The sequence below is a fragment of the Pseudomonas fragi genome, assembly GCF_002269505.1.
GTDB classification, from domain to species: Bacteria; Pseudomonadota; Gammaproteobacteria; order Pseudomonadales; family Pseudomonadaceae; genus Aquipseudomonas; species Aquipseudomonas fragi_D.
The window spans coordinates 1-21,185 of the sequence record NZ_NQKQ01000038.1 but is presented as its reverse complement, the minus strand read 5'-3'; the positions used below and the strand labels follow the sequence as shown (position 1 = coordinate 21,185).

26 protein-coding genes are annotated in these 21,185 nt (G+C 58.2%); 1 reads left to right on the top strand and 25 read right to left on the bottom strand.

Going from position 1 to position 21,185, the window contains the following annotated elements:
• Positions 1–53 precede the first annotated feature (53 nt).
• The 23 genes from CJU81_RS22595 to CJU81_RS22485 form a co-directional block, all read right to left on the bottom strand.
• Positions 54–422, bottom strand: coding sequence for a phage tail assembly chaperone (locus CJU81_RS22595; RefSeq protein ID WP_095038326.1), 369 nt, complete (start codon positions 420–422; stop codon positions 54–56).
• Positions 423–430: 8 nt separating this feature from the next.
• Positions 431–2,317: a phage tail protein gene (locus CJU81_RS22590; RefSeq protein WP_095038325.1), complete on the bottom strand. Its 1,887-nt coding sequence runs from the start codon at positions 2,315–2,317 to the stop codon at positions 431–433.
• Complete coding sequence (locus tag CJU81_RS22585; protein WP_095038324.1) at positions 2,314–2,916, bottom strand: phage tail protein I; 603 nt, start codon at positions 2,914–2,916, stop codon at positions 2,314–2,316. The genes CJU81_RS22590 and CJU81_RS22585 overlap by 4 nt, the downstream gene beginning before the upstream one ends.
• Complete coding sequence (locus tag CJU81_RS22580; RefSeq protein WP_095038323.1) at positions 2,913–3,800, bottom strand: baseplate assembly protein; 888 nt, start codon at positions 3,798–3,800, stop codon at positions 2,913–2,915. Before CJU81_RS22580 ends, CJU81_RS22585 begins: the two co-directional genes overlap by 4 nt.
• On the bottom strand, positions 3,797–4,123 hold the full coding sequence (locus CJU81_RS22575; RefSeq protein WP_095038322.1) for a GPW/gp25 family protein: 327 nt from the start codon (positions 4,121–4,123) through the stop codon (positions 3,797–3,799). The genes CJU81_RS22580 and CJU81_RS22575 overlap by 4 nt, the downstream gene beginning before the upstream one ends.
• 6 nt (positions 4,124–4,129) lie before the next feature.
• Positions 4,130–4,363: a hypothetical protein gene (locus CJU81_RS22570; protein WP_095038321.1), complete on the bottom strand. Its 234-nt coding sequence runs from the start codon at positions 4,361–4,363 to the stop codon at positions 4,130–4,132.
• Between the two features lie 59 nt (positions 4,364–4,422).
• Positions 4,423–4,986 (bottom strand): phage baseplate assembly protein V, encoded by a 564-nt coding sequence (locus tag CJU81_RS22565; protein ID WP_095038320.1) that lies wholly within the window; start codon positions 4,984–4,986, stop codon positions 4,423–4,425.
• Entirely contained in the window at positions 4,986–5,492 is a 507-nt protein-coding gene (locus CJU81_RS22560; protein ID WP_095038319.1) for a hypothetical protein, read from the bottom strand. The genes CJU81_RS22565 and CJU81_RS22560 overlap by 1 nt, the downstream gene beginning before the upstream one ends.
• Positions 5,485–6,150, bottom strand: coding sequence for a hypothetical protein (locus tag CJU81_RS22555; protein ID WP_095038318.1), 666 nt, complete (start codon positions 6,148–6,150; stop codon positions 5,485–5,487). The genes CJU81_RS22560 and CJU81_RS22555 overlap by 8 nt, the downstream gene beginning before the upstream one ends.
• Entirely contained in the window at positions 6,147–6,467 is a 321-nt protein-coding gene (locus tag CJU81_RS22550; RefSeq protein WP_095038317.1) for a head-tail joining protein, read from the bottom strand. The genes CJU81_RS22555 and CJU81_RS22550 overlap by 4 nt, the downstream gene beginning before the upstream one ends.
• Before the next feature lie 2 nt (positions 6,468–6,469).
• Entirely contained in the window at positions 6,470–7,465 is a 996-nt protein-coding gene (locus tag CJU81_RS22545) for a major capsid protein (RefSeq protein WP_095038316.1), read from the bottom strand.
• A 63-nt stretch (positions 7,466–7,528) separates the two neighbouring features.
• Entirely contained in the window at positions 7,529–7,873 is a 345-nt protein-coding gene (locus CJU81_RS22540) for a head decoration protein (RefSeq protein ID WP_095038315.1), read from the bottom strand.
• The gene (locus CJU81_RS22535) at positions 7,870–8,988 is read right to left on the bottom strand and encodes a head maturation protease, ClpP-related (protein ID WP_095038314.1); all 1,119 of its coding nucleotides are present in this window, start codon (positions 8,986–8,988) and stop codon (positions 7,870–7,872) included. Before CJU81_RS22535 ends, CJU81_RS22540 begins: the two co-directional genes overlap by 4 nt.
• Complete coding sequence (locus tag CJU81_RS22530) at positions 8,985–10,469, bottom strand: phage portal protein (RefSeq protein WP_095038313.1); 1,485 nt, start codon at positions 10,467–10,469, stop codon at positions 8,985–8,987. Before CJU81_RS22530 ends, CJU81_RS22535 begins: the two co-directional genes overlap by 4 nt.
• Positions 10,469–10,675, bottom strand: coding sequence for a phage head-tail joining protein (locus tag CJU81_RS22525; RefSeq protein WP_095038312.1), 207 nt, complete (start codon positions 10,673–10,675; stop codon positions 10,469–10,471). Before CJU81_RS22525 ends, CJU81_RS22530 begins: the two co-directional genes overlap by 1 nt.
• A 2-nt stretch (positions 10,676–10,677) precedes the next feature.
• Entirely contained in the window at positions 10,678–12,687 is a 2,010-nt protein-coding gene (locus CJU81_RS22520; protein ID WP_095038311.1) for a phage terminase large subunit family protein, read from the bottom strand.
• 3 nt (positions 12,688–12,690) lie between these two features.
• The gene (locus CJU81_RS22515; protein WP_095038310.1) at positions 12,691–13,299 is read right to left on the bottom strand and encodes a terminase small subunit; all 609 of its coding nucleotides are present in this window, start codon (positions 13,297–13,299) and stop codon (positions 12,691–12,693) included.
• 160 nt (positions 13,300–13,459) lie between these two features.
• Positions 13,460–13,804 (bottom strand): phage holin family protein, encoded by a 345-nt coding sequence (locus tag CJU81_RS22510; RefSeq protein ID WP_095038309.1) that lies wholly within the window; start codon positions 13,802–13,804, stop codon positions 13,460–13,462.
• Positions 13,805–14,326: 522 nt separating this feature from the next.
• On the bottom strand, positions 14,327–14,683 hold the full coding sequence (locus CJU81_RS22505; RefSeq protein WP_095038308.1) for a PA0613 family protein: 357 nt from the start codon (positions 14,681–14,683) through the stop codon (positions 14,327–14,329).
• On the bottom strand, positions 14,676–16,892 hold the full coding sequence (locus tag CJU81_RS22500) for a VapE domain-containing protein (protein WP_095038307.1): 2,217 nt from the start codon (positions 16,890–16,892) through the stop codon (positions 14,676–14,678). Before CJU81_RS22500 ends, CJU81_RS22505 begins: the two co-directional genes overlap by 8 nt.
• The gene (locus tag CJU81_RS22495; protein WP_441007427.1) at positions 16,882–17,130 is read right to left on the bottom strand and encodes a TraR/DksA C4-type zinc finger protein; all 249 of its coding nucleotides are present in this window, start codon (positions 17,128–17,130) and stop codon (positions 16,882–16,884) included. The genes CJU81_RS22500 and CJU81_RS22495 overlap by 11 nt, the downstream gene beginning before the upstream one ends.
• Positions 17,093–17,611 (bottom strand): phage regulatory CII family protein, encoded by a 519-nt coding sequence (locus CJU81_RS22490; RefSeq protein WP_095038305.1) that lies wholly within the window; start codon positions 17,609–17,611, stop codon positions 17,093–17,095. Before CJU81_RS22490 ends, CJU81_RS22495 begins: the two co-directional genes overlap by 38 nt.
• A gap of 336 nt (positions 17,612–17,947) precedes the next feature.
• Positions 17,948–18,208 carry a hypothetical protein gene (locus tag CJU81_RS22485; RefSeq protein ID WP_095038304.1) on the bottom strand — a complete coding sequence of 87 codons (261 nt, stop codon included), beginning with the start codon at positions 18,206–18,208 and terminating at the stop codon, positions 17,948–17,950.
• Between the two features lie 79 nt (positions 18,209–18,287).
• On the opposite strand from CJU81_RS22485, the gene CJU81_RS22480 reads away from it, so the two are divergent.
• Positions 18,288–19,019 carry a LexA family protein gene (locus CJU81_RS22480; protein WP_095038303.1) on the top strand — a complete coding sequence of 244 codons (732 nt, stop codon included), beginning with the start codon at positions 18,288–18,290 and terminating at the stop codon, positions 19,017–19,019.
• Positions 19,020–19,040: 21 nt separating this feature from the next.
• Here CJU81_RS22480 and CJU81_RS23920 read toward each other — a convergent pair whose 3' ends face one another.
• Positions 19,041–19,736 (bottom strand): hypothetical protein, encoded by a 696-nt coding sequence (locus CJU81_RS23920; protein WP_141232626.1) that lies wholly within the window; start codon positions 19,734–19,736, stop codon positions 19,041–19,043.
• A 160-nt stretch (positions 19,737–19,896) separates the two neighbouring features.
• Positions 19,897–21,027 (bottom strand): reverse transcriptase domain-containing protein, encoded by a 1,131-nt coding sequence (locus CJU81_RS22475; RefSeq protein WP_176464898.1) that lies wholly within the window; start codon positions 21,025–21,027, stop codon positions 19,897–19,899.
• Positions 21,028–21,185 lie beyond the last annotated feature (158 nt).

Here is a 21,185-nt window from a genome sequence, read left to right as displayed (position 1 = left end):
GCCCCGCAGGGCGAGGCTTGTGGGGGTCAATCGAGGATCAGGTGTTAGCAGGTTTACGGGTCGATCCAGGCCGGGCACTGCGGCCGGGCTTCCGCAGCAGGAAATTGCGCAGCTGACGGCCAGTCCCGCAACGCTTGCACATAGTCCAGCAACTCGCCGGATTGCTTGACGGTCAACGTGGTCGGGCGGGCTGAATCCACCTCGTCGCGGTGCCTTTCCCGCAACCATTTGACCCGATCAATTTCAAGGTCGCGCCAGGCTCGTTCTGAAACAGCCGTATCCAGCACAGGGGCCGGTTCAGGAATGCCGCCGGCGTTTTTCCATTGTTCATATTCAGCCCAGAACCGATGCCCACGGGGAACTGTCGCGCCGTCAGACAACTGAATAACGGTATCCGGGTTTTCAGTCAGTCGATAACTCATGATGGCTCCTAAAGTTCAGCATCTGCCGTTGCATGGATGTAATAGGTTTGAGGGGCAATCCCTACGTCACCGTTATCAATGGATGCCTGTCGTGTGCCAACAATCAGAGCCTGGGCGTTTGCGCTTGAAACCAGGTTGCTACCCGAACGCCATTGGCCGTCTGGCCCGGAGCCCATAGGGCTATACAGCCGTATGCTCGCCGTTGCCCTTTTTTCTACCCTGAATGCCCAGTGCCCGACGGGCTGGCTGCTCGAACCCACTTGGCCGGAATAGACAATACAAATCAATGAGCCGGCAATGCCGCTGCCGTTGTGGGGTTCGACATCTTGCGAGAATGTTTTTTCATAATATCGCTGGCAAAGGATCAGCTCATAAGCCAGTGGCCGAAGCTCAAAGTCAGTGGCAATAACGCCACTTTCGACCTGAACAGACGCCAGATCAAGGCTGTAGGCGCCCTTGCCCAAGCTGCCAAAAATCAGTTCAAGGAATGCATCGTTATGCGTTGTTTTTTTCCCCGTTATCGATGGGATGTCTAACGTGACAACGTACCTTTTAAACGCAGTGGTGACTGATACCAGCGCGTCCGCCCCCTGGCTTTGATCACTGCCACCGGTCCCGAAGTATTGGCGTGTTCTCACGACGCATGTGTGGTTGATTGACGAGCGCATATAGAACGAAACAGTGACGCGCTGACCCGAGCAGGTCTCTACCCCTTCAATCCGTTGGGTGATGTTCATTCCGTCGTTGCTGCCTGAGCGCGAAACCCTTAAGCCATAACGCCCCTCATTGAATCCAGCGCCGGGTTCGAAAGCGATCCGCTCCCAGGTAGCCGTTGAATTGGCCGGCAAATACACCAGCCAGCGGTCTGGCCCGTACAGCGACTGCGCCGGCCCGGACGCATTGCCAACCCGACCCGCTGCGCCACGTTGCCAGATATCGAAGTTGCCATTGATCAGCCGATTTTTGCGGTACACATGGGCCGCAAAGACCTGATTCGGGCTTTCAATCTGCGTACGCACTGACTCGGTGTTGGCCACCTTGCGCGAGCGGTCGTCAACGGCTTGTGTCGGCGCGTTTTGCCCTGCGGCCCATTGGAACGTCAGCGCTGTCGTGCCCAGGACGATGGGGCTGTCAGTGATCAAATGCCATACCGTGTCGCCGTTGGTTGCCCCTTGTTCGACATGGACGGTCAGGCCTGATGTCACCTTGGCGCTGGTGTCTGCATCCGCTGTGCGTTTCCATACATCGGCAGTCAGGTACAGGCCGTTATCTTTGCCAAGGGCCTGATTTTTGACCAGCACCCGCGAGCCCAGCGGCACCGCAATGCCGTCAACGGTTTTGACTCCGGCCAGCACTACCGGGCCAGTGGTCGCCACCAAGACCGACTGTTTTATATCAAGCTGATTGACTGCCGCTTCGATGCTGTCATCGACGTATTGCCGGGTGGCCAACACCACCGAGGGGTCGATTTTCAGCACTACGTTGGCGGCGCTGGTGACGATAAAATTCATCCGCACCACTTGGGTTTTACCGCTGCCCTGGGCGAGCAAGGGCTTGAAGCTCGGCGCGCAGTTAGCCACCGCCACCAGATCACCGTCCGCGTCATACAGGCCGATTTCACGAATCCACCAGCCGCCGACGTTTTCCGGGATCACCTGTTCGGCAATGATCACGTTGCTGTTTTGCGGGTCGATCTTGACCTGATTCAGCGGCGCCCGGCGGCGCTCGTTCATCAGCCTGGTCTGGGCCCTATCAGGGAGCGGATCAGCGCCACCGGCATCGCCCACACCCATTTGCGCGAATGTCCAGGGCACGCCCAGGGCATCGGCGTTGGCTTGCTTGGCCTCCCCCACGGCGGTGAGGATGGCCATAAACTGGCTGTTTTGATCAATCATGGGTACACGTCCAGGGTTTCGATTTGATGTTCCCGGCCGACCGGACCGAAGTGGCCCGTGACCTCGATGTCGCGCAGCGCAGGCGGATACACGTCGATCACCTCGCCCTCGTACAGGCAGGAATAGAGGTTGAGGTGGCCGGTGCTTTCGAGGCTAATCACCAGCTCGGTCAAGGTGCGACTGAGGGGCTTGGCGTCATCGATCAGGGCGAGCAGTTCCTGATACATTTGCTCGGTAATCCCGGTGTCCAGCACCCCGACCTTGAGCGCAAAGGTGCCAGGCACGCCCAGCGGCACGGTCTGCCACCACTCGATCACGTCCAGCAGGTAGCCCAGCGGCTCCACTACCCGGCGCAAAGCGCCGATGGTGCCCTTGTGGGCATGTATGTAGAACGTCGCCGCAATGGCCCTGCGCTTGACCTGCTCGGTCCATTGGTTGTCCCAGCGATCCACCGACCAGGCCCAGGCCAACTGGTGCAGCAAATGCGCCGGGCAGGTTTGGGCGTTGTACAAGGTGCGAATATGAGTGGTTGGCACATCATCAATCGCCTGTTCGATGCCGCGTTCCAACTGGCTGCTGTTGAGCGGTAGCAGGCTCATGCGCTACCGCCTTGGGTCACCTTGAACCCGGTGCAGTAGGCCGCTTGATGCTTGGCCCGGGGGATGTCCTGCCAGCCCGGTAAGTCGACGCGGCTGACGCCGGTGATATGCAACTGGGCGTCAATCGCCGAGCGCGACACCTCAACCCCCAAGCGCCGACGCGGGTTGATCCACGCCTGCAGGCGGCGGATGGCTTCGGCCAGAATCGCTTCGTTTTCCGAGCCGGTTCCGGCCATATGCAGTACCGCGTCAATCCGGTATTCCAGCACCTCGGCGCTTTGCACCGTGAGCCGGTCGCCCACGGGCCGCAGATTCTCGTCACTCAGGTGGTGCAACACCCGATCCAGTAACGGCTGGTCTGCCACGCCACTGCCCTCCAGATGCAACACCGTGACCACCACATGGGCCGGGCTCGGGCTCTCGGCCTGGGCATCGGCCACCAGCGCCGAGGCGTTGCGCGCATGCAGGATGTAGCTGTTACGCGGCCCGGCCGTGGTCAGCCCTTCGTACACCAGCTGGATGCGTTCGCGTAGCGCGTCGTCCAGCTCCATCACCTGCGGCACCGGCGGCACGCTTTGGGTGTCCGCTTCCTGAATCACCAAGCGTTTTAGCCGCACATTGGCGGCAAGGTGATCGAGGTCAGTGCGCTGGGCGTAGGCCAGCAACAGCGACTTGGCCGCGTCATTGATGCGGGCCCGGGTTTGCAACCGACGATAGGCGCCCAGTTCCAGCAGCTTGACCACCGGATCGCTCTCCAGCGCCGCGTTCCAGTTGTCGCCCATATAGGCCCGGAACACAGCCAGTTCATCTTGATAGACGTCTTCGAAGTCCAGCGTTTCCAGCACTTCCGGTGGCGGCAGGGCCGACAGATCCACGGTACTCATGCGCTAACCTCCATTGCTACGCTGTCGCCCAGGTACACGCCTTTCAGCTCAAAGCTGATCACGCCATTCAGTACCGCCGTGACCCGCACCGCCTGCAGCTTGAAACGCGGTTCCCAGAGGTTGAGCGCATGGGCGACTTCGGCCTGCACCGAGCTTTTCCAACCGGCCGTTACCGGCATATCGACAAAGCGGCGCAGTTGGCAGCCATAGGCCGGGCGCATGCGCCGACTGCCCAGCGGCGTGGTGAGGATGTCGGCGATGGATTGGCGCAAGTGCTCGACGCCGGAAAGGCTCGCGCCGGTGTGGCGATCCATTCCGATCATCGGGGGTTACTCCGTGAGGGGCTCAAAGTCCGGGTGGGTGCTGAGGTAGTGGAACTGGTCGTCACCGAATGCGCCGACAAGGCCTTTAGCGACGGGCAATGTGGCGCCGTTTGGCAAAATCAAAGTGCGCGAGGTGTAGACCTTGTCGCGGAAGGTACGGACCGGGCTTGTCACCGCGCCCGTTTTTTGTAGAACCGGCGCGGTGGAGTCAGTGAGTTTGTCGTCAGGTGTTTTGCTCATGGGGGTTTACTCCAGGCCAAAAAATACCCGCACGCGGCAGGTTGATTGAAAGTGATCGATTAATGCTTGTGGTTCGGGGTGTTGCCGCCGGTGTCGATGATTTTGCCGAGGCCGGTAATGTCGCCTGTCACGCTCAAGGTGCCGTCAATACTGACCGGCCCGATCAGGTCAATGGCACCCGCCGTGACAGTCACGGCGCTGTCAGTGACCACGGCCGAAGTCCCGCCGACCGCAATGATCACGGTGCCGCTGGGCACGGTGATGGTGTAGCTTTTGGCCTGCCAGTCGTAGACCAGCGAGCCGCCGTCATCGAAGCGCCACACTTCAACGTGGTCGCGGTTGTCCGGGGGTGGCCCGGCGTCGCCGTACAGGCCCGGGACAAAGGTGCCCATGCCCGCCTGACCGCTGGGGTTAAACAACACCCCCTGCTCGCCAAGGCTGGGCGAGCGCCAATGCCGCGCCTTGCCCGCTGCCACGCTATGCCAGCGCACCCAGGCGCTGGTCCAGTGGCCGGTGGATACACGGCAGGCCGGGGGCGATGCGGCCAAGTCCACGGCAACCACGTAACAAGGAATCAACATGGCCGCGATCATGCGGTCGTGTTCAGCACTGGCGTAGCTCATTAGAGGTCCTCAACAGCGACGTAGTCCTCACGGTTGATACTGACCAGCAACGAGCCGGGCGGCTGATCCGGCCACGGCCATGCCTCCTCGCCGAGGTAGATCCCCTGTGTCCACTCGACCAGCCATACGATGTAACCGTCCAGTTCCGGGCGGGTCCAGTCCTGGGCAGAACGCTGTAATTGCGCGGGCTGCACCGGCAAGCCCCAGTACTGGGCGCGCAACAATACGGCCAGTTGCGTGGCCAGTTGTACCGCCTGCCGGTAATGATCGGCGCACAGCACATCTACAACCAGCCGTGCTTCGAAGGTGATAGTCAGGGCGGTTTGGCCGCTACCCGTTTCCTGACCGGGCTCTATCTCACCAATGTCGAGAAACACGGCGGGGAGCGGAATATGATTTTGAATATCAGGCCAGAAGCTGACCGTTTGCACACCCGGCAAGTGCTGCTGAAGCTGCTGTTCGATGGCCTGATAGAGCACGTCGAGGCTAAACGGTTGCTCACACACGGCGTGTCCCCTTCAAATATTTTTGCAGTTCGAAGTTAATCTCTTGTTTAAGGATCTGCATGAGGCGCTCGTCAGCTTTTCGGCTCCAGGCTTCAAAGTGTGGTCGCACTGCCTCCAGTGAAATTTTGGCTTTGGCCAAAGGGAAGCGATCGCTGTTCTCTCCGACAAAGCCTGAGCTGGGCCCGGTCTGTGAAGTGACTTTGCTATCGGGATACTGAGCCGCATCGAAGTGTTTACTGGCAGTACGAATCCACACTTCGGCCTGATTGCCGTAGACCTTTTTGTAGAAAGCACCTCTATAGCGCCTGCCCGCCACCGACACGCCCGCCTTGGTCTGGCGTGCGCGCCCTGCCCGGCTGGCTTCTAGCGGGTTGATGCCAAACCAGAGCTTGCCGCGCATCGTGCCGCCGTCGACCGGGTAGCTGCGCAAACGCTGCCGCACCGCCTTGACCAGGATCTTTTCCTGACGCCCAACGGCCCGCGCAATATGGGTGCGCAGCCAACCCAGGGTTTTGTTGATCGCTCGTCGCTGGGCGTTGGCTGCCGCTTTGGGAATCAGGATGGCCAAGTCCGCAAACGCTTTCATGTCGTCAGACGAAACCTGAATATTCAGCGTCCCGCTGCCTTTTTTTACCTCACTGAAACTGCCGATATTCATGGGCGTTTCCTCAAGATCAGCGATACCAGACCGTCGCCACTGGGCTCCAGCTGCAGCAGGTCATAGTCGCCACCGCCGTCCAGCTCGGGCAGTTCGATGGTGACCAGCAGCCCTTTCTCCAGGCCATCCGAGTCCGCGACCCGCACCACAAAATGCGGCTCACGCAGGCCGGTATTGAGGCGCCCGATCTGCGGCTGTTTCCAGGGTGCCGAGAACATCCCCAGCACCGGCTCGGCGCGACCTTCGATGCGGCCGGTATCGCCCAGCACGTCGAAAATCACGCTGTCGATATCGGCCACCAGGTTGCGAATGCCCACGGTTACAGCTCCAGCAGGATCTGCGCGCGAGGGCGGGTACAGATATGCAGCGGGTTGGATTGGGCTTCGCCGGCCATGCCTTTGTTGAAGGGCATGGGCTCGATTTTGCTGTAGTACGGAATGCCTTGGGTGTTGACCGTTTCCATATAGTCGGCCGGGGCGAAGGCCGAGATATACAGGTCGGGGACGCCTTCGGGGACCAGCAGGGCCTTGTCGTCGTGGACAAAGGCAACACTGGCGACCTTGCCGCGATAGCGTTCCCAGACAATGCCGCCATATTCAAAGCTTTCACGGGCATCACCCCGCAGAGCGGCGGCTTGTGCCGAACTGAGGTAGGTGTCCTTGATTTCCTGAAGGCCCATAACCCGGTTCCAGAAGTTCTTGCCACAGAACGCCCGCGCGCCCGTGCTGGTGACACTGCCCAACGCTTCTTCTTGAAGGTCCAATGCAATACCGCAGTTAACACGGAAGTCGGTGCCTTCCTTGGTCAAGCCCATGGACATTGTTTGCCGTTCAACGCCAAAGCTTTTGTACAGATCGAGCAGCACCGTTGTGCCGTCCGCATCGAGAATCTGACCGTTCAAGGCGCCAGCCCGCTGAAACTCGTGGGTCACGTCCAACTGACGACGCGCCTTGAGCAAGCGCGCATTGACCACATCCTGCACGGCCTGCAATTCGCTACGAGTGCCGAAGGCGCGAATGCCCTGGATCTCATCGGCCTTGATGGTGAAGCGCTGCGGCAGATGCACGGTGTTAAACGGAATCAACACACGCTTGCTGGCTCCAACCACCAGCCCCGAAGTACCGCGCTCACCGGCTGGCACCAGGGCCAGGGTGTCGCCGTCCTTTTCGATCTGCACGGTCAGGGTGGTGATGCCCTCTTCCCGAAACAGGCCAAGGCTGCTCAGGCGCCCAGGAAGGTATTGCTGTTCGTTGATGGCAGCGGTCAGCGACGAAACAGAAAACGCTTCGTCGTCAAAGATGGCGATATCGGCCATTGGGGACTCTCCAGAAAGTAATAACCCCGCTCAATGGCGGGGTGCAATAAAGGGGCCGTGGGCTTAGCGCACGATCACAAAATGTTCAGCCAGGGATTTTTCGGCCTCAGGATCAAGCCCGGTCAGATGCGCCTCGCTGACTTCGGCCAGGCGCACCACAGCGCGGCCACGGCGCACGATGTCGGACTCGCCCAAAGGGCCGTAGAGGATGGCCACAGCAGTCTGGCTGCCATCTTCGGCGGTAGGCACATAGGGGGCGAACTCGCCCGAGGCGGTCACCAGCCCCAGTACCTGACCGGGGTTGAGCGCCGAACCAGCGGCCACGTTAATGGCTTCGCGGGAGATATTGCCGGCGCCTTCGGACAGCAAAAACTCGCCCGCGTGGATGGGTTCTTGTCGGATGCTCATGCTTTTACCCCTGTCTGGGCGGCGCGACGGGCCGCGTAAATGGCGTTGCTGTCAGGCTGTTTGGCCTGGGTTTTCGGCGCCGGGTCATCGTTGATCGGCAGGCTGTTGTCGATTTCAAAACCGCCGCCGCTGACCAGCTTGTCAAACAGACGACTGCGCACCGCTTCAGCATTCAGCCCGGCGGCGACAAACTCCTGAGTGAACTCCGGCAAGCGTGCCGCCACGCACAGATCGCGCACGGCCTTGGCGCTGGTGATCGCGGCGTTGACCGTGGCCTCATCGACCAGATTGGTCGTGCTGATCAGCGAGTCGATCAGGTTGCTGATCCCGGCCGTGTTGCAGCTTTGGGTGATCAGCAAGGCCAGCTTGGCCGAGTCGACAACGGGTGGTTTTACAGGCTCGGGGGCAATCGGCTCCGGGGTTGGCTCGGGTGATTCCTCCAACTGGGCCAGCAAGGCCTGCGGTGCATGCTGGAAACGCTGCAGCACACTGCCCTGTCCCACGCAGGCTTTGACCGTCAGACCCTCGCCCACTTCGTCAGCCAAGCCCAGGGCCACCGCTTCGCTGGCCGTGAGCCAGGTTTCGGCATTGACCAGGCGCCTCAGCTCCACCTCGTCAATATCCGGCGCCTTGGATTTATAGGCGGCGATGATGGCCTCCATTGCCTGATCCAGCGCCGTGGCGACCTTGCGCAAGTCCTCGGCATCACCGGAGGCGTAGGTCCACGGGTTGTGGATCATCAGCATGGCATTGGACGCGATCACCACCTTGTGCGCGCCACACACGGCGACACTGGCCGCGCTGGCCGCCAGGGCATCCACCCGGCCGGTGCAACGTTCGCCAAGGCGCGACAGCGCGTTGTGAATGGCCAGGCCGTCGAACAGGTCACCGCCGATGCTGTTAAACGCCACCACAATGGGCGATACGCCGTCATCCATCGCCGCCAGGTCGCGAACAAACTGGTTGGCGGTGATGCCCCAGGTGCCGATTTCGCCGTAAACGTAGACCTCAATGCTGCGGGCCTCGGCCTCGCCGCTGGCCTTGAGGCTGTACCAGTGCTTGTTTTGCGGCGCCGGCGGGTCACCGGCCTTGTTGAAAATGCGTAGCCTGTTCATGGTTTCTCCTTGTCGGCAGGCTCTTCTGGCACGTCGACGAGCGTTTTGTAGTTGAGGCCCAGGTCACGGGCGCGGGCTTGGTCGGCGGCGTTTTCAGTGTCGACGGTTTCGGCGTCATAGCCTGTACGCAGGACCATTTCGCTGCGGGAGCTAAAGCCGGCGTTGACCTCCATCATTCGCGCCTGAATATCCTGCACCGGCTGGATATAGGCCCAGCCTTGCGGTACCCAGCGAGTGCGCAAGTATTCGCGGCGACGCTGTGCGTAGTCAGTCAGTGTCAGGCGACCGGCCAACACCGCCATATCCATCCAAGCTGCACGTACCGGCCGGCACAGTTGGTGGACGTACACGCCAAATTGCAGTTGTTCCAGGCGACGGCGGAATTCGTTGAGCACAACGCGCAGCGCCCGGTCGTTGACCTCGCGCATATCGCCGCTGAGGATCTCGTAAGGTGTGCCGGTACCGGCCGCAGCAGCCATCAATTGTTGGCGCATAAAGTCGGGGTAGTTGTTGCCCGCGTCGGGCGGTTTGGAAAACTCCACCTCCTCGCCAGGCCCCAATTCCTGCATGGTGCCGGGCTCCAGGGCGACCATCGGGGTAAAGCCGTCGCGGTCTTCGCTCAGCAGCTGGCCGGTGACTGGATCGCGGGGTTGCTGTGAGGCTTCGGGGGACGGTCGGCTGATAAACCCGGCAAACAGGTTGGCCACCTCCTGGCGAAACAGCACTGCGTCGTCGTAGTTGTCCAGGCTGCGCAGCCGCTTGAGCACCGGGGCCAAACGCGGCACGCCGCGCAACTGGCCAGGTTCGACCGGCTCAAAGATATGCAGCACCTGCTCGGCGGGTACCCGTACCAGTTGGTTGTAACCGGCGTTCAGCGACGAGGCATCGCGGGGATGCACCCGGTACATCCAGTAGGCAACCCGCTGGTGTGCCGGGTTGAACTCGATCCCGGCGCGGATGCTGTTGCCGTTTTTGGCGGATTCGAATTTGTCATGGGGCACAAACTCGGGGGCCAGTACCTGGAGCTGCAGCGGCACCGCCAGATTTTCGTCCAGGCTGCGTGGCCGCAGGCGCACAAAGCACTCGCCGGCGGTTTCCACGGTGCGGGCAATCAAGGCCTGCTGGCCGTAGAAGTCGGTCAGGCCATCGGCGTCCGATTCATCGACCCAGTCGTCCCACAAGTCTTGCTGCAACTTGCGCAGGGCATCGTCCTCGATCTTGGGTCGCGGGGTGATGCCGGTGCCGATCAGGTTGCTGACGCGCTTGTCGATGACGTTAAAGGCGTAGGGGTCATTACGCACTGCCGCCCGCGAACGGGCGCGCAGGTTGCGCAAGGCCGGGGTATTGATGCTGTTGATGCCGATATCGGGCGCGTCCCAACTGGCCGAACGCCTGCCCTCTCCGGCCCCCTCGTAACTGGCTTTGATCCGCTCCGGCAGCAAGAAGCCGTTGCGGGTCAGCGTCGGGTATTGGCGTGCCATTAGAGTCCCTTGCCTGCGTGATAAAGCCTGACCACTTTTGAGCGCGGGCCAGCCGCCGCGACCAGTGATGTGCGGATCTGGTCGCGGGCCTTGAGCAGCTCATCCACCGTGCGGTACTCCACGGTGCGGTCGGCGTAGCGCACGGTTTTCTCTCCACGCGCGATGGCCGACTCAACCGCGTCGAGGTGCTTTTGGGTAAAGGACATAATCAGCGTCTCTTGAGGTAGCCGCTGCTGGAGCTGCGACGTTGAGGGGGTCGTGCGACCGGCTGCGGTGGTGCGGCCGGGGTTACTTCGGGTGGGGACGTTTCAACGGGTTGTGACGCGGGTGCTGCCGCTGGAAGTGCAAGACGCTCGGCCCGGGCGGGCTTTTCATCGAACAAACCGGCCTGGGCCAGGGCTTGGCGGATGCGCTCCCAGTCGTGTTCCTTGTAGCGGTTCAGGCCCAGGTAGTGCGCCATCGCCAGGTTGTACACCATCAGGTCGAGCGCTTCGTTGCGCTCGGCTTTGCCCTTCACCCACTCAATACGTTTGTGTCCACGCACATACCGCGCCACCTTGCGCTCAGCCACGCACTGGTCGAAGAACTCGTCGGGCAGGTCGTTGGCAAAGTGCAAGGCACCCGGCCCGTCTTCAAACGGATAGCGGTTGTAAATCCAGTCCTTAGCGGTGTCGGTACCCACAAACCACAGCTCAGCGCCGTTGCGTTCGGTCTGGCCTTTCCAGGTGACGTCGACCATAGACGGACGTTGCGCGATCACCGGTTTACCCGGTTTGCTCGCGCCCTTGATGGCGAAGATATTGCGCCAGCGGCGCACGCGGCAGAACTGGTATACCTCGTCCGTGTGGTGACCGCCGGAGTCGACGGCAGTGGCCAGAATGCCGAGCCCGACACCACAAGGATGCGGGTAACGCACCTTGAGCTTTTCATCGAGCACGGCCCAGGTACGTTCGTCCGCCGGGTCGCCCCAGATAATCTGGAAGTCGATCACCCAGCGTTCCATGCCGACGCCCCAGCCCATCACCATCAGTTCCAGGCGGTTGGCCTGCACGTCCACCGACGCGGTCAGCATCAGTACGCGGTGCACCATTGTGCCGAGGCCATAGGGCTCAAGACGCGCACGCTTGAGCAGGACTTCCGCTTTGGTTTGCTCCTGGGCGCTGTCCCAGACCTTGGCCAGACGGGTGTTGTAGAACACCTGCATAGGCTCCAGGTCGCCCCGGTTTTGCGCCCTCTTGGCCTTTTCAAATTGCTTGGCCAGCGAACGCCAGTCCATCCAGCCAAGCGGTGAATACAGGGCGTTGAGGTGAAAGCCGATGGTTTCGCCGTCGCCCTGAGCGTGGGAGCGCCATTCGCCCCGGGCGAGCATCTGGCCCTTGTGGTGCTCCTCGATCAGCACGTCGCAATCCGGCCCGGCGCACTGGTAATGCACCACGTTGTAATCGGCCGAGTAATGCAGGTTTTCCCATTCCAAAATCTGCATATGGCCGCAGTGCGGGCATGGGACGTAGTAGTAACGCTGGTCGCTGGTCTCGAACAGATCAGCGATACGCGAGGCGCCCTTGATCGTCGGTGAACTGGAGAAGTAAAACTTGGCATTGCGGCCAAAGGTACTGCCCCGGGTTTCGGCCAGTTCGATGGGGTCGCCCTCATCACCGATATCGACTTCCCAGCGGTCGATCTCATCTCCGTACACATAACGCGCCGACAGCTCGGCCAGGTTGGCCGCAGAGCCGGCTGTGGTGACGTACAGCGAGCCGCCTTCGAATTCTTTGGTGTCCATGGTGTTACGGCCGTCACGGGAACGGTTAGCCGCCACACGCTCGCGCAGCACGGGTGTGGCCTTGATGGTCTTGCTGATCCGTGACGACACGCGCTTGGCCAGGCTGAGGCTGGGCAGCAAGGTCAGGATATTGGACGGCACCATATGGATCAGGCCGCCGATCCAGTTCAGCGCGATCTGGGTTTTCATCAGTTGCGAGGCCACCATCGTGACCACGCGCTTGCAAGGGTGAGCCGGTGACAGGCAGCGCATGGGCTCGCGGGCATAGGGTGTACGCGAGGTGTGGTACTGGCCAGGCTCGGCGGCGCCGGTGTCACGCGGGATGCGCATGTACTCGTCGGCCCATTGGTCGACCCACAGCGACGGGTCAGGCCGTAGCCCACGGAAATACGCCTCGCGGTACACCTCTGCACCGTTCGGGGTTTCCGTGTGCATGGGTTAGCTCTTGTTGTTGAGGGCGTGAATAAGGTCAGCCGAAGACATGCGCTCGGCATCTTCCAGCGAGGCGCGTATGGCATCGGTCAGACGGCGTTCGATTTCCCAGGGGTCGGTCATGGCTGCCAGCTCGGGCGCCAGTTGCGGCGGCATGCTCAGCAACTGATCGCGCAGCAGGCGACCCGCGTTGAAGGCGCCGGTTTTAACCGCGTCCAGCTCGACTTGTGAGCCCTGGACCTTGTGGAATTCAGCCTCGGCCAGTTGCGCCAGGTAGTACTCGCGGTGGGCACGGGCTTTTTGGAAGTCGGGTTGCTTGCCAGCCGGACCGATGGCGGGCTGCGGCGCAGCCATGTTCGGCGTGGATTCGACCAGCGGGGACAACTGGCTGGTCACGTCGCGCAGCACACGCCCCTCTTGATGCCGGGCCGCGACGGCGGCTTTGGTGGGGTCGGCTGTTTCGCGGATCAGGGCGATGGTTGCGTCGACGTTGACCTGTTTCTCATCCGCCGACAGCACCAGCCGGTTGTTCTTTCTGAGCCAGGTGATGTAGCTCGGCGCCTTGCCAATATGGGCCGCAAAGGCGCTCTTCGACAGAAAGATGGGGTCTGTCACAAGCCCTCCTTTTCAACGGCTTTTCAATGCAAGCCTTTCAATTTCAATGGATTGAATTTCAATAAGCTGACAACCCTGCGGCTAACGCTTTCCCGCGGGTTTCCTGCCCCGTACCCCCTGAAATTCCCCAGGGTCCCCGGCAGGTTTTGAGGGCCGAGGGTTATTCAGACTTGTCGGAACGGGGTGGGATTTCACAAACCCCGAGACGCTTGGCGGCCCAACGTTCGTAAAGGCCGATGGCAACATCCGCCCCGGCCATGGCCGTGAGGCAGCCCACCGCCGATGCCGCCCAGATCGAAAAGCCGTTGGCATGCAGCAGCATCATGGTGGACAAGCCGCAACCGACGCAGGCACCAGAGCGCAAGGCCAGACGCCGTACCAGCGACCAGCCCCGGGCGCCGTCCTTGTCTGCTCGCCACATCTCGCCCGACACCCCACCGACCAAGGACAGTGCAATCACCAGCCAGATCGGCATATCCGCTAACGCTTGTTGCTCGGTTGTCATTGCCTGCCCCTAAACGCAAAAACCCGGCGCAATGGCCGGGTTCAGTGTGGTGGTGCCTGCCGCTCTCTGCGGTCGCACCTATCGAAGATGACTACTTTTTACAGGTGGATTCCGGTGGCAGCAAGCGGGTTTTAATGCCACCGGCGAATAAGTGGGTTAGGCAGCAGAACGCCCGGGGAATGTCGGCCAATACATCACCCCGGCTAACGCTTTTGGCGGCTGTCTGCCTTGCCCCACTGCTCAGGATCAAGGTGGGACAAAGGAGAGTGCCTAAATCAAAGGCTATGCCCCACTGTCCTACTTCTTTTACTTTTTCCTCGTATATAGAAAGATTATTAAGAACACGCATGCGCGTGAAACGCGCGTATTGCTGCCCGCTGCGCTCACATGGGCGAGGGGCATTTACAGGTGGGACTGTGGGACAGCCCAGTAACGGCGCAGCCTGCGCGTGACCCACTGCCTTGCAAAGCAGTGGGACGCGGTGGGCCAAGACAAGGACGATGGTTGGAGTGGTGCCGGGGATCACGCAGCCTTCCCCATCAGCAAGCCAGCAATGCACAGATGCGCCTCATGCAGACGTTGGTAATAGGTGTCACGGCTGCAGCCACAGTGGCTGTACTTCTGCAACAGGAAGCTGTCGTGATTGCAGTAGTGCTCGCGCACCACCAGCGAAAGCAGCGGTGGCAGGTGTTTATTGACGATCAGCTCAACGTCTGCAGACTCATCAAGCAGCACCCGACTGCCCCGCGTACCACGAATCAGCTCCCCCTTGGTTTCCATCAGCATGGCAATCATGTTGCCGCTACCAGTGCCTTCGGATGCTTCGCTGTGCAGATCCTCAGCCCAGAGCTTGAGCAGAGTGTCGATGCGCTTAATCAAAACAAGGCTCCTCGATTTTCTCCACCTGCAAGGCTGAGTGACTGCCCCAGCTGTCCGGCTTCTTGTACGCCCAGGGCCGCTGTCCGCTTTTAGCCAGGGCTGGCAGACGCACCCGACGCCATCCAAGCCGATGCATGATCGCCCCGACACGCATTTGCTCGGGCTTGCCCCAGTGGCCAAAGTCGAGCTTGAGCGCGCTAGCCAACACTTCGCTGCCGCTGGTGGTTTCGCCGATCTGTGACTCTTCCAGCCAGTTCAGGATCGGGCCTTCCCACTCATCCACCACAAAGCGCTCGTCTTGGGCTTCGGAGAACATCGCGGTTTCGTCGCGATTGACCCACCAGATCTCGCCTGCCTCATAACAGAACATCGCCTCGGCCCAGAGCTGGTCGCGAATCTCGCGCAATTGCTCCAGATCGACCCGAGTACAGGCCACCGGCCAATAACGACGGTTGCCCGTGGCATCCTTGAGGTATTCGTCCTGGTTGGTGGTACCCACGAAAACACACTGGCGTGGCACGTCATTTGTTCTGCGGCCGTAGCTCTCGCGGTAAGTGTCGGTGGATGCCGAGAAAAATTGCTTGGCCTTGGTACTCTCAGCCTTGTTGAAGCTGTCCAGCTCCCCCAGCTCGATGATCCATTTACCACGGATGGCCTGAAAGCCGTCCTTGTCACCCAGGGCAAACGGCGTATCCATAAACCAGTCTCCGCCAAGGATGCTCAAAGCCGTGGACTTACCTTCGCCCTGCCCGCCTTCAAGGATCATTACCGAGTCAGCCTTGCAGCCCGGGCGCATTACCCGTGCGACCGCCGATATCATCCAGCGCTTGCCGACCTTGGCGCTGTAGCCGCTTTGGGTCACACCCATCACGGTGTTGAGCCAGGTATCGAGGCGCGGCACGCGATCCCATTCAAGCTTGTTCAGGTAGTTGCGTACCGGATGAAAGGAGTTGTCGTGAGCCACAACGCTGACCGCTTCGATCACGCTGGAGACTTTGACGCGCAGGTTGTATTGCTGAGCTAGCCACTTCATAACGCGTATGTCATCGATATCACCCCAATCCCCAGTACCGCCGCCATAAGGAGGCGTGCGCAATTTGACGATCTTGGAGCTGAAGGCGCTAAAGCTGATAACACCAGCCCAGCGCTCATCGTTGCCCAAGATCAGTTCGATGTTTTGCATATGCGCGATCAACGAGCCGTTTTCGGTGCGTGCCAGCTGGTCTTTCCAGCCACCTGCAGCCGGCGGTCTGACCACCGACAACACCTGGCGGCGGACAGCATCCAACCCTTCGGCGCAATGCAGGTCGTTAAAGTCGGTCCCCTTGATCTCGCGCTCGCCCGAGAACACCGGACCAACCACTTGGCCACCGACAATCAATGCGGCATTGCTGCCCTTCTCTTCGCCTGGGTTCCAGGGCTCACCGTTGGGGCGTTTGGTTTTCCAGTCATCGTCGCGGCACACGATCAAGGCGCGGCCCGGGAAACGCTCGCGCATAGCCTTGGCCACTACGCTCAAATTACCCGCGTCAAAGGCAATGGCCACCGTCAGCGAGGTGGCCATATGCAGGCTTGCGCCAGTAGCGTATCCCTCGCATACCAGTACCGGTTCACCCGGCTCAGGGTGCGGTCCAATCAGGTGAAAGGTGCCCTCTTTGGACATGCCATAGGGCCAATAGGACTTGTCGCGTCCGGTATCTGGCTGTTTTTCGGGATAGATCACCTGCAGCCCGACGATCTGATCCCGAGCGTTGCTCATCGGGATCAGCACTGCGCCAGAGCGAGGCGCATAACGCACGCCTATACCGACAATCTGCTTGCGCTCCAGATAAGCACTACGCCCCTTCTCCGGCATACGCTTAAACAGACCGGATGCACGATTGGCAGCACGGCGGGCAGCATTCGCGGCAATCTCAGCAGCGCGGCGCTTGCCTTCCTCCTGGCGAGCGCGCATCACATCGCGCTCTTCCTGACTCATGCGCCCGGCCTTGACCTTGATCTTATTGCTGTCGCCGGAACGCCAGTCACCGAAGCTGCCGAAAATCAGCGTCTCGTTTTTCTCGGTGCGGTGTTCATGGATCACATACCAGCCATTTTTCTCTTTGCCCTTGTCCTGGGTGGTCTTGCAGCGGGTCAGCTTGCCGAACGTGAGGGGTTGCGCAGGCTCAAGGCCGTGGTCAGCGAATTGACCGAGTACGTCATCGAGCATAACGGGTACCTATTTCTTCGTTCAGTTGCTGGCACCCTGCACAACGCGTGCAGCTGGTGACCGCCAAGCGACGAGCCAAAGGAATGGCCGTGTCGCAGTCCTCACAGAGTTCATAAGACTCAAACACCGGCTGCGCTTTGCGCGCAGCCAATGCCCGGTCGATGCGTTCCTGCACCAGGTCATTAGCAAAATCCACGTCATCAGCCACGGTCGGCACCCCGCGTAGTCGAGTTGACATAAGCCGCTCGGTTGAACAACCCAAGCAGCCCCTGAATGCCGCGAAACACCTGCAGGCGGATCTCGGCCAGCTCGCTGTCGTCGACGATCCCGTCACCAATACTCTTGGCCCAGGTATCCGCCAGATCCGCGACCTGGCGAAAGTACCCGGCAAGGCCGATGGTCAACGTCTCCGGCATATCGTCGGTGTAAACCTCAGCCAGTTCCTGCCAAATCGTGTCGCCCACCAATGCGTGCACCGAATCAAGGATTCGGCGGTCTTTGGTCAGCTCCAGGATCTCGGCAAACTCTTGAACATTCACCGCGTGGCTTGGATGGGTGGGAGACAGCTTGTGCTGCAGCGTGGTGGGGTTACGGCCGGTGGTGGCGGCTATCGCAGCAGCGCCGCCCGGGTAGTCCCTGGCAGCGTGATAAAGCGCCAATTCGAGCGGCAGAATTTCCCGACGCGCTCGCTGGGTGCAACTAAGAGCAATACGGCTCATGGCATTAATCCTGAATGTTGCCAGTGCCGCGCGGCGTGCTGTGGTGGTACATTTGCCGCGCGGCTTGAAAGGGCCCAAAAGCCGGCCAGGTCCGCAAGACCAAAACCGGCACCGTGCCGAGGCAAGCGATCCGTCGCTCACCTCTGGCGCAACAGCTGCCAGATCTGTGGTGGAGAAGGCAGCAACCCAAAGCTTCCGAGCCTTGGAAAGCGCGGTTAAGGGAGGCGGAATTGCATGTGGTGTGCCCGCCTACCTTGACCGCGACCCGGCGACACTGTGGTGGTGTGTGCCGGGAGGAACTGGGCGGCCTTTTGGGTCGCCTTTTTTCTTTCTAAACTATGCTGCAGCCTTATGGGGCGAGGATGCTTCAAGCAACCATGCAGCCTCAAACGAGTGGCCGTTTTTCTGTGCCGCTGTTGCCAGAAGCTCGGCATAACGGGTCTCACCCGTGTAATCAGTCCGGGGCAAACACGCCGCCAGACGCCATTTATTCAGCGCCTGGTAGCTACGTTCACACACCCTGGCTGCGGCACCGATACCACCGACAGCTTCAAACGCGAACGCAATGGCATTCGGAAAATCCGCGGGATTCAGCATTACAGGCTCCACTTATCAACTCGCAGTTGATATTAAACATCAACTGACTATTGCGCAAGCTTTGTGAGACTCTCAACCTATGGTTGATAAGCAAGAATTACGCGCAGAGTTCAGCTCGCGCCTGCACCAAGCACTCGACGACGCCGGCATCCGCAGCCGTGGACGTGGTGTGGACATTCACAAGCGCCTGAAAAGCGTGGGGGTTCACAAAACCACCCAGGCCATCAGCAAATGGCTGAATGGCGAAGCTATGGCTGAGGCCGACAGCATGGTTGCCCTGTGCGACTGGCTGAAAGTGCGCCGTGAATGGCTGGAATACGGGGTTCTGCCTAAAGAACAGACGGCTGAGAGCGTTGTTCAACAGCTCAAAGTAGGCGATGGAAGCAACGTCACTGGCATGCTTGAACGCTTCGGCAAGGTCCCCCTTATATCGTGGGTACAGGCCGGGGCATGGTGTGAAGCCATCTGTAATTTTGAACCCTACGACTCAGACGCCTGGATCTCCTGCCCCGTCCCTATCAGCCAAAGCGGCTATGCGCTAAAGGTTTTGGGTGACTCAATGACCAACCCGGGGCCAGGTAGAAGCTATCCCACTGGCTGCATCATCTTTGTTGATCCAGAGGCACAGACCAATAATGGTGATCGCGTAGTCGCGCGGGTACCGCGTACCAATGAAGTGACCTTCAAGGTGCTGGACTCGGATGCAGGAAGGGTTTATCTGCGACCAATCAACCCGCAATATCCAATCATTGATATTACGGAAGAGACGCAGATTTGTGGGAAGGTGGTCGGGTCGTTTATTCCGGAATAAACCAAAACCCAAAAACTATTTTTAGCGCTTAGATTTACCATTAGATTTCGGAGCAATCAACGGCTGATTAGAAATTATTTTGTCCAACTGATAGGTTACATTAGTTCGCATGAAAGGCCCCTCCACTCTTAATAATGTATCTTCACTACCATAAGGTACAGGGCGTACACTTAAGCGATTACGTTTATCATAAACCTTCACTGCCTTTCGACTTCCAAGGCTGACAAACAAAACTTTATCAAAAGGAAAGCGATTTACGCTCATGTGGAAATTTGTCCACTGAGACAATTTTTCTTTAAATAAAGTTGAGTCCACACAAACAAAGTCACTGAAGCAAAGAAGTATTACCTCCCCAAAATTTCCAGCCGAAGCATAATCCGAGTATTTATTCGCTTTGCTTTTGGCTCCATCGTAAATATAAGACTCTCCCACTTTGACGCCAATTTTTTTAGTGGGCCTATCACTATCAACGCCATAACTTAAAGAGTTATCTATTTGAGCAGAAACCAAATCACATCCAAATTTTTCATCATTCAAATATGCTAGCGCTCCCTTGCTATCCACAGTCGTTATCTCCACACCAACTTTAATTGGATTTCGATCTCGACCAAAACGCTTATGTGGCCGACTTACAGATATTGCTGCATCGGGCCTATCAACCTGCGTGAAATCAATCTCATAGTCGCCATACAAACTGAGTAACAATGGCTTTGCCAAGCCTAGGACATATTCCTCAAGGTCCCTCTTTCCCATCACCACAAATCCCCTATTCAATACCTAGCCGCATGCAGAATAATTTAGACACCCTGACCACTTGCAACACCCCCCGACATGACCGCACTCACATCTATCATAAAATCCTACAACAACATTACACCTAATCAATATCCTTTACACATCCCGCGATTAAACCATTAAGCGGAGAGCACTTTGAAAAATAATCCAACCCGTAATTACGCTCTACCTTTTTTAACGTTCTAGTGCCGAAGGCAGAAGCCCAGGAAAGCCAAGTTGAACTACCATTTTTCAAATGTTCATCACGCAGTTCTTTCATTCCATAATTCTGCTCTGGAATTTCTAACACTTTGGCTCTTGAGATAATACTATTACCACTAAGCGTGTATATTCGATTCAAAATAGAACCATAAAGCCTAGTCCCAGAGAGATACTCCTCTGCAATAGTTGCTAGCCAGAACAACTGAAACTCAGAGACATAGACATTTTTATTTAAAAAATCGTCAACAACTTGAGACAGCTGATTTTTATCATCAGAACTCAAGTCACCATGGTACCCCAGCGACGAATACATGCTTTTAGATAGACTTGAAAAACGTTCTAAAAGTATAGGGATATATTCGGAAAAATTAGTAGAATGCATCCGAAGCACATTTAATATAAACTCCGCATCATGGTCATCTATTGCATTTTCTTTAAGCAAGTCTAACAGCAACATAATTTGCTCCGGAGATAAGTCGCGCACAATCTCTATCTCCTCATATTCTGGTTCGTCATGGCCCGACCCAAAGAACCCACCCCCAACCTCCACAGCTACAATCTCAGACAATTCCTGTCTAATTTCAGAAGCTCTTATCTCAACATCATTAACACTTTTACGTGTTTTCATCGGATTTACATTGAGCCCCTTAGCCCCAAGAAGCTTTTGTATGACAACAAAATCCACTTTAATATTATCTTCACTATCATCAAACAAATGATAATCATCCATAAACCTGAGAACAACCGAACTCTTAAGTTGCCCATGCTGCTCTGTAAACTTTAAGAATTCACTACCTATCATTTTAGAGGGATAAGAACCATGAGGTAAAAAGTCCACACTTCGTCCCGAATTGATCTCCCTCATAAACTTCCCGAATCCAATCTGATCAACCTCATCGACTTTATTAGACGAAGCAAACCAGTTAGATAAATCATGATGATAAATACTATTAAAATATCCAGCAATATCAAAACTAAGATGATGCTTGTGAGATTCTAAATGCCTAACCACATCTTCCTTGAATAGCTTGTATGCCTGACTAATGGGAATTACGCTCCCATTTTCAAATCTATAACCGTATGACTTCCTAGTTGAATCGCCCCGGGTTTCCTAGACACTCTCCAGGCTCGCTGCGTAACGCTTTTCAAACTCTACCGGTGACAGCTGAT

Coding starts and splice junctions, on each gene's coding strand:
- CJU81_RS22595 (WP_095038326.1), bottom strand. CDS start 422: ATGAGTTATCGACTGACTGAAAACCCGGATACCGTTATTCAGTTGTCT.
- CJU81_RS22590 (WP_095038325.1), bottom strand. CDS start 2,317: ATGATTGATCAAAACAGCCAGTTTATGGCCATCCTCACCGCCGTGGGG.
- CJU81_RS22585 (WP_095038324.1), bottom strand. CDS start 2,916: ATGAGCCTGCTACCGCTCAACAGCAGCCAGTTGGAACGCGGCATCGAA.
- CJU81_RS22580 (WP_095038323.1), bottom strand. CDS start 3,800: ATGAGTACCGTGGATCTGTCGGCCCTGCCGCCACCGGAAGTGCTGGAA.
- CJU81_RS22575 (WP_095038322.1), bottom strand. CDS start 4,123: ATGATCGGAATGGATCGCCACACCGGCGCGAGCCTTTCCGGCGTCGAG.
- CJU81_RS22570 (WP_095038321.1), bottom strand. CDS start 4,363: ATGAGCAAAACACCTGACGACAAACTCACTGACTCCACCGCGCCGGTT.
- CJU81_RS22565 (WP_095038320.1), bottom strand. CDS start 4,986: ATGAGCTACGCCAGTGCTGAACACGACCGCATGATCGCGGCCATGTTG.
- CJU81_RS22555 (WP_095038318.1), bottom strand. CDS start 6,150: ATGAATATCGGCAGTTTCAGTGAGGTAAAAAAAGGCAGCGGGACGCTG.
- CJU81_RS22545 (WP_095038316.1), bottom strand. CDS start 7,465: ATGGCCGATATCGCCATCTTTGACGACGAAGCGTTTTCTGTTTCGTCG.
- CJU81_RS22540 (WP_095038315.1), bottom strand. CDS start 7,873: ATGAGCATCCGACAAGAACCCATCCACGCGGGCGAGTTTTTGCTGTCC.
- CJU81_RS22535 (WP_095038314.1), bottom strand. CDS start 8,988: ATGAACAGGCTACGCATTTTCAACAAGGCCGGTGACCCGCCGGCGCCG.
- CJU81_RS22530 (WP_095038313.1), bottom strand. CDS start 10,469: ATGGCACGCCAATACCCGACGCTGACCCGCAACGGCTTCTTGCTGCCG.
- CJU81_RS22525 (WP_095038312.1), bottom strand. CDS start 10,675: ATGTCCTTTACCCAAAAGCACCTCGACGCGGTTGAGTCGGCCATCGCG.
- CJU81_RS22520 (WP_095038311.1), bottom strand. CDS start 12,687: ATGCACACGGAAACCCCGAACGGTGCAGAGGTGTACCGCGAGGCGTAT.
- CJU81_RS22510 (WP_095038309.1), bottom strand. CDS start 13,804: ATGACAACCGAGCAACAAGCGTTAGCGGATATGCCGATCTGGCTGGTG.
- CJU81_RS22500 (WP_095038307.1), bottom strand. CDS start 16,892: ATGCTCGATGACGTACTCGGTCAATTCGCTGACCACGGCCTTGAGCCT.
- CJU81_RS22495 (WP_441007427.1), bottom strand. CDS start 17,130: ATGTCAACTCGACTACGCGGGGTGCCGACCGTGGCTGATGACGTGGAT.
- CJU81_RS22490 (WP_095038305.1), bottom strand. CDS start 17,611: ATGAGCCGTATTGCTCTTAGTTGCACCCAGCGAGCGCGTCGGGAAATT.
- CJU81_RS22485 (WP_095038304.1), bottom strand. CDS start 18,208: ATGCTGAATCCCGCGGATTTTCCGAATGCCATTGCGTTCGCGTTTGAA.
- CJU81_RS22480 (WP_095038303.1), top strand. CDS start 18,288: ATGGTTGATAAGCAAGAATTACGCGCAGAGTTCAGCTCGCGCCTGCAC.